The organism is Acetobacter lovaniensis, from assembly GCF_014207635.1.
In the GTDB taxonomy this organism is placed as follows: domain Bacteria; phylum Pseudomonadota; class Alphaproteobacteria; order Acetobacterales; family Acetobacteraceae; genus Acetobacter; species Acetobacter lovaniensis.
The window spans coordinates 63,164-75,159 of record NZ_JACHIE010000014.1; the positions used below are offsets into that span (position 1 = coordinate 63,164).

12 protein-coding genes are annotated in these 11,996 nt (G+C 63.6%); all 12 read right to left on the bottom strand.

Annotation, left to right across the window (positions count from 1 at the left end):
• Positions 1–184: 184 nt before the first annotated feature.
• The 12 genes from HNR55_RS13275 to HNR55_RS13330 all read right to left on the bottom strand — a co-directional run bounded on the left by HNR55_RS13275 (position 185) and on the right by HNR55_RS13330 (position 11,937).
• Positions 185–415 (bottom strand): DUF2274 domain-containing protein, encoded by a 231-nt coding sequence (locus HNR55_RS13275; RefSeq protein ID WP_166116069.1) that lies wholly within the window; start codon positions 413–415, stop codon positions 185–187.
• Positions 412–1,599: a TrbI/VirB10 family protein gene (locus HNR55_RS13280; protein WP_166116068.1), complete on the bottom strand. Its 1,188-nt coding sequence runs from the start codon at positions 1,597–1,599 to the stop codon at positions 412–414. Before HNR55_RS13280 ends, HNR55_RS13275 begins: the two co-directional genes overlap by 4 nt.
• Positions 1,596–2,597 carry a P-type conjugative transfer protein TrbG gene (gene trbG, locus HNR55_RS13285; RefSeq protein WP_166116066.1) on the bottom strand — a complete coding sequence of 334 codons (1,002 nt, stop codon included), beginning with the start codon at positions 2,595–2,597 and terminating at the stop codon, positions 1,596–1,598. Before trbG ends, HNR55_RS13280 begins: the two co-directional genes overlap by 4 nt.
• A complete protein-coding gene (trbF, locus tag HNR55_RS13290; protein WP_166116162.1) occupies positions 2,594–3,277 on the bottom strand; it encodes a conjugal transfer protein TrbF in 684 nt (227 codons plus the stop codon). Before trbF ends, trbG begins: the two co-directional genes overlap by 4 nt.
• Positions 3,277–4,680: a P-type conjugative transfer protein TrbL gene (gene trbL / locus HNR55_RS13295; RefSeq protein WP_166116064.1), complete on the bottom strand. Its 1,404-nt coding sequence runs from the start codon at positions 4,678–4,680 to the stop codon at positions 3,277–3,279. Before trbL ends, trbF begins: the two co-directional genes overlap by 1 nt.
• Positions 4,681–4,685: 5 nt before the next feature.
• Complete coding sequence (gene trbJ, locus HNR55_RS13300) at positions 4,686–5,459, bottom strand: P-type conjugative transfer protein TrbJ (protein WP_061471195.1); 774 nt, start codon at positions 5,457–5,459, stop codon at positions 4,686–4,688.
• Positions 5,456–7,888, bottom strand: a complete 2,433-nt coding sequence (gene trbE / locus HNR55_RS13305) for a conjugal transfer protein TrbE (RefSeq protein WP_166116062.1) — start codon at positions 7,886–7,888, stop codon at positions 5,456–5,458. Before trbE ends, trbJ begins: the two co-directional genes overlap by 4 nt.
• A 13-nt stretch (positions 7,889–7,901) precedes the next feature.
• Positions 7,902–8,177, bottom strand: coding sequence for a VirB3 family type IV secretion system protein (locus HNR55_RS13310; RefSeq protein ID WP_061471197.1), 276 nt, complete (start codon positions 8,175–8,177; stop codon positions 7,902–7,904).
• Complete coding sequence (locus HNR55_RS13315) at positions 8,177–8,509, bottom strand: TrbC/VirB2 family protein (protein ID WP_061471198.1); 333 nt, start codon at positions 8,507–8,509, stop codon at positions 8,177–8,179. Before HNR55_RS13315 ends, HNR55_RS13310 begins: the two co-directional genes overlap by 1 nt.
• Positions 8,506–9,483 carry a P-type conjugative transfer ATPase TrbB gene (gene trbB, locus HNR55_RS13320; protein WP_166116060.1) on the bottom strand — a complete coding sequence of 326 codons (978 nt, stop codon included), beginning with the start codon at positions 9,481–9,483 and terminating at the stop codon, positions 8,506–8,508. The genes HNR55_RS13315 and trbB overlap by 4 nt, the downstream gene beginning before the upstream one ends.
• A 172-nt stretch (positions 9,484–9,655) precedes the next feature.
• Positions 9,656–10,099 (bottom strand): ribbon-helix-helix domain-containing protein, encoded by a 444-nt coding sequence (locus HNR55_RS13325; RefSeq protein ID WP_427941435.1) that lies wholly within the window; start codon positions 10,097–10,099, stop codon positions 9,656–9,658.
• 2 nt (positions 10,100–10,101) lie between these two features.
• Positions 10,102–11,937: a conjugal transfer protein TraG gene (locus tag HNR55_RS13330; RefSeq protein WP_456304235.1), complete on the bottom strand. Its 1,836-nt coding sequence runs from the start codon at positions 11,935–11,937 to the stop codon at positions 10,102–10,104.
• Positions 11,938–11,996: the final 59 nt, after the last annotated feature.

An 11,996-nucleotide genomic window follows, 5' to 3' on the forward strand; every position in this document is an offset into this window, starting at 1 on the left:
CCTTCAGTGGGGGCGGTCGCCTCCCATTGGCTGACGATCCTAGTACGCTATAATGCGGTCTGAATTAGAAAGATGCTCTCGTCAAGCTATTCGCTCAGATCCGCCCCCTGCCGACGGCTTGAAAATCGATCAAACTCACCCGCATCAATGTTGTAATGTGATAGCGTATCTCAAATCGTGCATTTTATCTGATCGCCTTGTTTTGTCTCCGCACCTTGGCGAAACCACGATCAGTGACGATGAAACGCTCCAGCATGGGCACGATGAGACGCATGGGATCAGGGGCACTCTGTCCGGGGCTGCTACCGAGGATTTCAGCATAGGCGACAAGATCACGATGCAGGGTGGCCGGCAACTCCAGCGTGACCTTCACGGGCTTGTCATCCTCGATCGGACCGAGCTTCAGCTTCGTCATGGGTGGATTTCCTCCTGTGTCCAAGGCTTTAGAACCAGATCGCGGTTCAGAATGAGCGTGAACGGCAGGCCCGGCCGGTCGGTCAGGGTGGGCTGAATGTTCAGGCTGCGATCGATCAGACGGTTGCCGACCGTGGAGAAACCGTTACTTGCACCGCTCCGGATGGCCTGCATGAGATTGTTCTCGTTCCATGACGTCCCGGCTTCGGAGCCCACGCTGAGGAGAGTCGTGACCAGCGCTGCCCTGAAGAGCTGGCCCCAATGGTTGTTCACCTCATCCGACAGGCCCGACTGGCCGATGGCGTCGCCGCCGGGCAGCTTTTCCAGGACGAGGCTGTCGCCGTTCGGGTAGATCAGCCGCGTCCAGATAATCTGGGTGCGCTGCTGCCCGAAGGAAATGCCGCTGTTATAGGCCCCGAACAGGGTGCTACCCTGCGGGATCAGCAAGAACCGGCCGGTCGGACTGTCATAGACGTTCTGGGTCACATGCCCGACGATCTGGCCGGGCAGGTCAGAGCTGAGCTTCGTGTTCAGCGCTCCAGCGATCACGGTGCCAACCTGGAGGACGTAGGGCGAGACCAGCGGCATGATGCGATCGGGGCTGGCCATCGCACGATCGGGCGGACCTGCCAGAAAGGCGCGATTGCCGGTCTGCTGATCGGGGCTGGTCGGTGATGCCTGTGCTCCGGGAGCGGTGGCCATGACCGGAATTGTCTGCGCACCCTGCCCTTCTCGCGCCTCGACCTGCGCGAAGAGCCGGCTGGTCCGCGCCGCCTCGATCTCCTGGTCACCGCGACGATCCCCCATGCCGAGAAGCGGTCCCGCGCGGCCCTGCCGCTGTGCGTTGAGGATCGGCCTGCCCAGATCGCCGGGCAAAGGCGGCCCCAGCTTCGGTGTATTGGTATAGTCGCTGGGGAGTGCCGACAGCCCGTCGGCCGAGGCCCGTGCGTCCGTGTCCTGCGCCGCCTGAATCGGCCCTTTCTGCGTGTTGCTTTGTAGCGCGTAGCCCAGCGCGAGGCCGATGGCGAGCACTCCGGCGGCACCCAATGTCCAGATGACGGGGCGCGAGAGCTTTACGACCGGCGGACGCTGCGCGCGCAGCCGCAGATCGGGGGACGGTCCCGTTGCGCTTCCGTTTCCAGCAACGCCCCCTCCTCCATCCTTGCGCTCCTCGGTGTCGCTCATGACTTCCTGCCGTCAGTGCGGACAATCCGAACCCGTTGCTCGGAATGTTTGTCGCCCAGCCGCAATTCGGCGGCGGCAAAGAGGCGATCGACGATCATCCAGTTCTGCCGGACCCGATAGTTCACCAGTTCCGGCCCGCCATCGGACCCGAGCACAAAGAGCGGGGGCAGTTCGCCCTGCCCGATACCGGACGGAAACGCGATGAACACCTTTCGCCCGTCATCGAACGCCCGCAGCGGCATCCAAGGCGGCATCCCACCTTTCACGCTTTCGATCGCGTAGCGGAAATTGAGCGTGTCGAGATTCAGCCCCGATTCCACCGGGGTGACCTCGTCGGCGTCACTGTCCTGCCGATGCAGGGCAATCAGGTCATCTTCGGGATAGTCCCAGGACACAGACGCCATGTAGGTCGCAGGCGTCGCCCGCAATTCGGCGAGATAAGTCCGCCGATCGGTATTGACGATCAGATTGGTGGTCAGGTCCGGCCGCGTCGGCTTGACCAGAATATGCACCCGTTTGGTCATACCCGCGCCACTGGTGGTATCGCCGACGATCCAGCGCACGGTGTCGCCCACCGCGACCGGCCCAGTGCCGACCAGATTCTCGCCGGGTTGCAGCATAACGTCGGTGATCTCGCCGGGCGAAGCATAGACCTGATAGAGCGCACCCGCGCTGTAGGGGTAAACCTGCACCGCGTTCACATAGCCGCCTCGTGTCGGCTGGATGCGGGCGGCAAGATTGGCCTGCGTCACGCGCACGGTGGGATCAGCCGCTTCGGGCACGACATGGGCACGCCGCAAGGACGGAAGCGGTTTGAGCTGGCCCGGCAGGGGAAGGATTTGCGGAACTTCCACCACCTGCACAGGCTTCGGCGGATCGGGCTGGCGCACGGCCTGAGCCGCGTCATCATAACGAATAACCGGCGGATGATAATGCTGCGCGCATCCGGCCAGCGGCAGGGTCAGCAACGGCAATGCGCGCGTGAGGGTGCGGATCATTGTCCGAGTTCCTTAGACCAGTTGATGGCAGAGACGTAAATACCGAGCGGATTTTTCCGCAGATGATCCGCGTCGCGCGGCGTGCGCAGAACAACCGACACGATGGCGGTCCAGCGCTCGGTGCCGGCGAACGCGCCGTCGCGGTAATGGCGCTCGGTCCAGGCGACCCGGAAGCTACCGGGCGAGGCCCGGATCACCGAGGCGATGTCCACGTCGACCTGCTCATGCCCGATGCGCGAGAATGGATCGTTCAGCCGCGCATAATCGTTCAGCGCCACCGCGCCGGACGTGGTGGTGAAATCGTAGGCGCGCAGCCAGTTATGCCGGACCACGACGGCATCGGATGACAGGGCGCGCACGTCGTGGACGAACTGCGCCAGATACCAGGCAATCTGCGGATCGGCGGGCATGTAGCCGGACGTGGCCGGCGCCACGACCTGCGCCTGCCCCAGCCGGTCCACCTGCACGACCCACGGCGTGATGGTGCCGCGCGCGGACTGCCAGACCAGCCCGCCCCCAAGACTGGCGGACAGGAACAGAGAACCGAACGCCATCAGCCGCCAGTTGCGGGCCTGCACGCGGGCGGAGCCGATGCGCTCGTCCCATGCCTGCGCTGCCTTCTGATAGGGAGTGACGGGCTCAGGCGTGGTCCCGTAGCGTGTTGTGGAGCGACGGAACATCATTCTTTCTCCGAGAGATCGATGGAGGTGGACCCGCCACCGCCATCGGCGGAGCGGATGATATGGGCGGCCTCGGCAGCATGGGTGGCTGCGTTGCGGCGCTTCATGCTTCGCGCCCAGCGGGGTGGCGTACCCTCGGGGCCAGAACTGCCGCCGGCAACACCCCCTCCGCCGTTACCGGACGAACCACCAGACTGCCCGCCGTTCGCATCGGACGATGACCCACCTGTGAAGCGTCCGCCTGTCGCGGTGAAAGCCCCTCGCGCGCCCTCGCCGTAGCTTTGTTTCATGGTGTTCGCCGCAGACGACATTTTGCTCTTCACGGCATTTGCGGCAGCGCTGCCCGGCGCCCGGGCGACACCGCCCAGCCCGGCTGCCATGCGGGCACCGGCAGTTTCGCCAGCGGCATTCATGGCACCCATGGAATAAGCCGTATTGGCGGCCCCCGCGATCGTGGCTCCGCCACGCGCGGCAGAAGCCGTGGCGCCGAGGGCTGCGGCGCCACCGGATGCGACAGCCCCGACACCGGCAACAGCAGCAGCGCCCATCGCGCCAACCGCCATGCCTGTGCCAACAGCGGCGCCCGCGCCAAGCTGTGGCGCGCCGGAGATCAGCCCATTGGCGATGCTGCCGCCGTAAATGGACAGGCCCACGATCGATACCGAGGCCAGCACGACAGAGACAGACTGGCCGATGGTCGGCACGGCATCGCCATAGGAGATGTTGAACTGCCGGAAGAGCACCGAGGCGATGGCGGAGATCACCGCCAGCACCATCACCTTCACGCCGGAGGAGACGACATTGCCCAGTACCTTCTCCGCCAGGAAGGCCGTCCGGTTGAACAGGGCAAAGGGGATCAGCACGAAGCCTGCCAGCGTGGTCAGCTTGAACTCGATCAGGGCCACGAAAAGCTGCACGGCCAGAATGAAGAACGCCGCCAGCACAATCAGCCAGGACAGGCACAGCACAAAAATCTGGATGAAGTTTTTGAAAAATGCGACAGGGCCGAGAAGATTATGAACGGACTCCAGCAGCGGCTGGGCCGCATCGAACCCCGTCGCGGCCAGTCGGCCGGGACGGAGGAAATCCGACAGTGCCAGACCGCCACCCCCGACCTTCAGGCCCATGGCGGCGAAACTGTCGAACACCACCTTCGCAAGATGATCGAAATTGTTGATCAGAAAAGAAAAGAATCCGATATACAGCGTCTTCTTCACCAGACGCTGGATGATGTCCTCATCCGCCGCCCAAGCCCAGAACAGCCCGGCCAACGCGATATCGAGCACAGACAGCGATCCCGCCAGCGAAACCACATTTCCTTTCAGCAGGCCGAAACCGCTGTCGATCGTGGTCGTGAAGGTGTTCAGGAAGGTATCAATAACGCCCACGTCGTTGGTGGCCATGGCCGTCAGTTCCCATTGCTGCCGAACATGGACACCGTTCCCGGTGCATAGGCGTCATGCTGCGAAAAGTGCTGATACTGCGTGTCACTTTCCGCTTCCGTCGCGGCATCACGCGCCTGTTGCAGGGCCGTGGCGCGGCCGTTGGCGGCGAGTTCGGCCTGAATGTCGGAAAGCTGATGCGATTGCAGGGCCAGAAGCTGATTTCCCGCCTGCGCGGCCTGCAACGCCCCGGTGGAGGTCTGGCTGGCCGATACAAGCTGGCTCATGGCGCTGCTGTCAGAGGGAATGTTGCCCACCACCCGCGCCTGCAATTTCAGCGCGTCCTCGAACCCGCCCACGGAATACTGCCAGCGTGTCTGTGCCTGGCTGAACAGGGTACTATCGGACATACCGGACGACACGGACGTGTACGCCTGCTGATACTGCTGCTCGACGGACTGGACGCTGTAGGCGATGTTCTGCGCCTGCGCGAGCAGTGCCGTGGTCTGGGAAATCGATGATTGCAGCGATGACAATGTCGATAGCGGCAGGCTCGCCAGATTACGCCCCTGATTGACCAGCATCTGCGCCTGATTGGCCAGTGACGTGATCTGGTTGTCGATCTGCTGGAGCGTGCGGGCGGCGATCAACACGTTCTCGACGTGGTTCGCGCCGTCATAGACCGCCCACTGCGCAGATGCAGACACAACCGGCATGAGAAAAACCAGAGCCGTTCCCATGGCCACGACACATCCAGGGTGGAAATCTTTTGCCCGGATACGGAAAAGTTTTTCCATCATGGCACGCCCCCTTCCCGCAGAAGGTCCGCCGCCCACGTGACACCGCGTACCTCGAACCAGGCGGACAGAAAACCGTCCCGCCCGTGTTCCGCCAGCACGCTATCGATCAGTCGATGATCGTCCTTCCCCGACGCGGCACACAACGCCAGCGCCACCGAGCCGAGGCCCAGTTCGAACAGGCGGTTGCCGCGCTGGGTCTGACAGTAATATTCCCGCTTGGACGCCGCACGGGCGATGATGGCGATCTGCCGGTCGTTCAGACCGAAATCCCGATAGATCGCCATGATCTGCGGCTCGATGGCGCGCTCGTTGGGAAGAAATATCCGCGTCGGACAGCTTTCCACCACCGCAGGTGCGATTGGACTGTTGGCAATGTCCGACAGGGATTGCGTGGCGAAGATGACGCTGGCGTTCTTCTTGCGCAGGGTTTTCAGCCATTCCCGCAACTGACCGGAGAAGTTTCCGTCATCGAGAACCAGCCAGCCCTCGTCGATCACCAGCAGCGTCGGGCGGCCGTCCAGACGGCCTTCGATCCGATGAAACAGATAGGACAGCACGGATGATGCCGCGCCGGAGCCGATCAGCCCTTCGGTCTCGAACACCACCACATCGGCATCCCCGATACGTTCGGCATCGGCGTCCAGCAGATGGCCATAAGGACCACCCAGGCAGTATGGGGCCAGCGCCTGCTTCAGGGCGTTGGACTGGAGGAGTGCTACCAGACCGGAGATCGTGCGTTCATGGCCGGGCGATGACGCGAGGGAATTCAGGGCCGACCAGAGATGGGCTTTGACGTCCGGCGTCAGCGTCACCCCCTCGCCAACGAGGATCTGCCCCAGCCACTCGCTGGCCCATTTGCGCTCATCGGGATCGTCAATCTGCGCCAGGGGCTGAAGGGCGACGGGCGCGGTTTCTGTATCCCCGTCCGTCAGGCCACCACCGAGATCGTGCCAATCCCCGCCCATCGCCAGCGTGGCGGCGCGCATCGAGCCGCCAAAATCGAATGCGAAAACCTGTGCGCCCTGATATCGCTGGAACTGCAACGCCATAAGAGCCAGCAACACTGACTTTCCGGCCCCTGTCGGGCCGGCAATCAGGGTATGACCGACATCCCCGACATGCAGGGAAAACCGGAAGGGTGTGGCTCCTGCCGTCCTGCCATAAAACAGCGGCGGGGCGTTAAAATGCCCATCCTGCTCCGGTCCGGCCCAGACGGCAGAGAGCGGAATCATATGGGCCAGATTCAGTGTCGAGACCGGCGGCTGGCGGACATTGGCGTAAACATGACCGGGCAGGCTCCCCAGCCAGGCTTCCACGGCATTCAGGCTTTCCGTCATGCAGGTGAAGTCCCGCCCCTGAATGATCTTCTCGACCAGACGCAGTTTCTCGGCCGCGATGCTGGCACTGCCATCCCAGACTGTGACGGTGGCGGTGAGATAGGCCTGTCCGACGTCATCAGCACCAAGGGATTGCAACGCCAGATCCGCATCGGCCGCCTTATTGGCAGCGTCATTGTCCACGAGGACGGACGCCTCGTTGGTCATGACCTCGTGCACGATGGCCGCGATCGATTTCCGCTTTGCGAACCACTGCCGCCGGATCTTCGTCAGAACCTTGGTGGCGTCGGTCTTGTCGAGCAGGATGGCGCGGGTGGACCAGCGATAGGGCATGGCCAGCCGGTTCAGGTCATCCAGGATTCCGGGAAAGGTCCGCGACGGGAAACCGGTAATGGTCAGGGTTTTCAGGTACGCATCTCCCAGCTTTGGCTCCAGACCACCCGACAGAGGCTGGTCCACCAGCAGGGCATCGAGATGCATGGGAATTTCCGGCACCCGGACCCGCTGCTGCCGGGTCGAAATGGTGCTGTGCAGATACGTCAGCGTCTCGCCGTCATCGAGCCAGGCGGCCTCGGGCATGAACCCGTCCAGCAGGGCCAGCATCCGGTCGGAGCGATCCACGAACACATGAAGCATGCCGTGCGGGTCCGGCCCGTCACGCTCCCGGCCTTCATAGAGAAAGCGCGAAGCCCGATCGGAAGACTCCGCCGGTGGCAGCCAGACCAGGGTCAGGAAATACCGGCTCTCGAAATGCGCCCCCTCATCCTCGAACTGCTCCCGGCGTTCCAGATCGACCATCTGACTGGCGGCATCGGGGAAATCGCTCTCGGGATAGAGCGTGGCGGGAACGCGCTGCGCTTCCACGAACACGGCCCAGCCGGAGCCGAGACGGCGCAGGGCATTGTTCAGCCGTCCGGTGACCCCAACCAGTTCGGCGGGTGTTGCGCTATCGAGATCGGGGCCGCGTATCTTTGCTGTGCGCTGGAAGGAACCGTCCTTGTTCAGCACGACGCCTTTTGCGACCAGAGCGGCCCAGGGCAGGAAATCCGAAAGGAGGGCAGCACGGTTGCGATATTCGCCAAGGGACATCATCGCCCTGCCCTCCCTATGCCCGCAACCAGGCGGGATAGCGGAGATGCCGCCGGCCCACCTCGACGAACAGCGGATCGCGCTTCGCTCCCCAGACCGCGAGCCCGTGGCCGACGATCCAGAACAGGGCGCCGACCAGCCACAGCCGCAGCCCCAGAGAAATCGCGGCCCCGAGCGTGCCGTTGGCAATCGCCAGTGTACGGGGAGCCCCGCCCAGCAGGATCGGGTCAGTCAGGGACCGATGGACCGGGACATGGAAACCCGGCACGGCATCATCGTCATATCCCGCCATCAGATCAGTGCTCCCCCGGAGAAGGAGAAGAACGACAGGAAGAAGCTGGACGCCGCAAAAGCGATGGACAGGCCAAAGACGATCTGGATCAGGCGACGGAAGCCACCCGAGGTTTCGCCAAAGGCCAGGGTCAGGCCGGTCACGGTGATGATGATCACCGACACGATGCGCGCCACCGGTCCCTGCACGGATTCCAGGATCTGGTTGAGCGGTTCTTCCCATGGCATGTCCGAACCGGACGCCAGGGCCGAGGAGCACCATGCGATGGACAGTAGCAGCACGGCGGAAAGGAGCGGCGCGTGCCGACGCACGCGGAACAGCGTGAGGTTCATTGGGATTCTCCCGAATGCTGGAAGGGATGGATGCAATAAGCGCCTGTGGCGGGATCGAGCCCGTCCACGGTGACGAGTTCGGACAACCGGCGCTGCGTGCCCCGCCCGGACAGGACCGCGATCACGTCGATCGTCTCGGCGATCAGCGCGCGGGGCACGGTGACCACGATCTCCTGGATCAGTTGCTCCATGCGATGCAGGGCACCGATGGCGGTGCCGGCATGCAGCGTGCCGATCCCACCGGGATGACCCGTGCCCCAGGCCTTGAGCAGATCCAGCGCCTCGGGACCGCGCACCTCGCCGATCGGGATACGATCAGGCCGCAGCCGCAGGGCCGAACGGACCAGCTCGGACAGCGTGACGATGCCGTCCTTTGTGCGCAGGGACACCAGATTGGGTGCCGCGCATTGCAGTTCGCGCGTGTCCTCGATCAGCACGACGCGATCGTCGGTTTTCGCGACTTCGGCCAGCAGGGCATTGACCAGCGTGGTCTTGCCCGTGGATGTCCCACCCACGACCAGAATGTTCTTTCTCTCGGCAACGGCCTGGCGCAGGAAATCCGCCTGCCCCACCGTCATGATCCCGGTGGCGACATAATCGTCGAGGGTGAACACCGCGACGGCGGGCTTGCGGATGGCGAAACTCGGGGCCGTCACCACGGGTGGCAACAGCCCCTCGAACCGCTCCCCGGTCGGCAGTTCCGCTGACACGCGTGGCGCTGCGTCATGCACTTCCGCCCCGACATGGTGTGCGACCAGACGCACGATGCGCTCGGCATCGGCGGGGGTAATGGTTTCGCCCGTGTCGGATAGTCCCTCAGACAACCGGTCAATCCACAACCGCCCGTCGGGGTTGAGCATCACCTCGACCACGGCGGGATCGGCAAGGTGCCCCGCGATCGCCGGTCCCATCGCCGTGCGCAGCATCGAGATGCCGCGTGCCTGGCTTTCCGAATTATGGTGCGAAACCGCCATCTAATCCCCGCTCGAACGGGACCGGAACAGATGGTCCCCACACGGGGATGATTAAAAGAGGGCCATTTCGGCTCGATTCAACAACTATTGCGGACCGTGCGGCCATTGCGTGGAAACGGCGGTAATCGGCGGGATTGACGAATCCTTTTGGCAGCCCCACGCAATCTGACGATTACTGGGGGTCTTCCCCACGATTGCGCCGCGTGTCGATGTCCCGCGACAGTTCCCTGAGAAAGCGATCTCCCGTCGCCAGCTTCCGCCCGAGCGATTGCAGGAAACCCTCGAACCGTTCGACGCCTTTCGCCCTGGCCGATGCCTGGGCACTGTCGGGCAGCGGTGGGGTGACGGTCAGCCAGAAGCGAATGAACAATGCCAGCGTCTCGCCCATAATGGCGAGGTCCTCGTCCATCCCGGCAATCTGGCGGTCGATCCTGTCCATGCGGCGGGCGAACACCGCCTCCAACCGCTCTGAAGCGTCGGCCGAAAGAAAGGACGCAACAGCGGCCTCAATCACCGCTGACTTCGAGACGTTGCGCCGCAACGCCAGCGCTTCGACCTGCTTCAGAAGCTCCGGCTCGAAATACACATTCATGCGGGTCTTGCTGGACATGGGCATCCTCACAGATCGAGACCGTCGGCCGGGTCCATCGTCGCCTGCCGCGCAACGGAGCGGGCTTGCTGGCGTATGGCGCGCGCCCTGGCCGCATCGACATCCGGCTCGTCGTCGAGCACATCGAACTCCTGCATACCCGGCCGCTCGGGCGGCGCGACGTCCTCATGCTCTGGCAATTCCGGTTCGCGGCGAATACCGGAATTGGCCGGATCGTCACCAGCCCTATTACTGCCATCCGGTGCTGGCCCTCCTGATGGAACCCCTACCTCCAGCGCAGACCAGTCATCGGACGGGGGCGCGGACGGGCGTTTCGTCCCAGTAGCCGGGGGCGGCAGGACACGCTCCATGAACCGTGCGTCTTCGTAATAGCGGGCTTTCTTCGCGCGAACGGGGGCCACACCCGCGACCAACAACAGTTCATCGGTCGGCGGAAGCTGCATCACCTCGCCGGGCGTCAGCAGCGGTCGTGCCGTTTCCTGTCGCGACACCATGAGATGCCCGAGCCAGGGCGATAGCCGGTGACCGGCATAATTGGTGGAATCACGCATTTCGGTCGCGGTGCCGAGCGCGTCCGACACCCGCCGGGCGGTGCGTTCGTCGTTGGTGGCGAAGGCAACACGGACATGACAGTTATCGAGAATACTATTGTTCGCGCCGTAGGCTTTTTCGATCTGGTTGAGGCTCTGCGCGATCAGGAAGGATTTAATCCCATACCCCGCCATGAAGGCCAGCGCACTCTCGAAAAAATCCAGCCGACCGAGGGCGGGAAACTCATCAAGCATCAGCAGCAACCGATGCCGATGGGCGGAGACGTGCAGATCCTCCGTCAGCCGCCTGCCAATCTGGTTCAGGATCAGGCGGATCAGCGGCTTGGTGCGGGCAATGTCGGATGGCGGTACGACGAGATAGAGGCTCGCGGACTGGCGACCGGACACGAGATCCGCGATGCGCCAGTCGCATCGTGCCGTCACCTTTGCCACCACGGGGTCGCGATAGAGGCCCAGGAACGACATGGCGGTGGACAGGACGCCCGATCGTTCGTTGTCGCTCTTGTTCAGCAACTCCCGCGCAGACGACGCAATGACCGGATGCACACCAGCCTTGCCGAGATGCGGCGTGGACATCATGGCGCGCAACGTCGCCTCCACCGGCCGCTTCGGATCGGAGAGGAAATTGGCGACACCGGCCAGCGTCTTGTCCCGCTCGGCGTAGAGGACATGCAGGATCGCCCCCACCAGCAGGGAGTGCGAGGTCTTCTCCCAATGATTCCGCCGGTCCAGCGCGCCTTCGGGATCGACGAGGATATCGGCGATGTTCTGGACGTCGCGTACCTCCTTGTCGCCACGCCGAACCTCCAGCAGCGGATTGTAGGGCGAGGACGCCGGATCGGTCGGGTCGAACAGCAGCACACGCCCGTACCGGGCACGAAATCCGGCGGTCAGCCCCCAGTTCTCGCCTTTGATGTCATGAACGATGGCCGAGCCCGGCCAGGTCAGCAGCGTTGGCACGACCAGCCCGACACCTTTGCCCGAACGGGTCGGCGCAAAGCACAGGACATGCTCTGGACCATTATGCCGGAGATAGTCCCGATCCCATCGGCCCAGCACCACACCGTCAGGGTCGAGCAGCCCGGCTTCCGTCACCTCGCCAACGTCAGCCCAGCGGGCTGAGCCATACGTGGCGACATTCCGGGCCTCCCGCGCCCGAAGGATCGACAGGCCAATGGCGACGACGCAGCCGATAATTCCACCGGACGAGGCGATGTACCCGCCCGTCACGAAGATCGACGGCGCATAGGCGTCGTAGAGTAAGCATCCGGAGAGAGCCGCGAGCGTAATCAGGGTGGGATGGTATTATTGGTGAGGTGAAGGGTTTTCCAGTGCCATGGCAGGAGTTCATG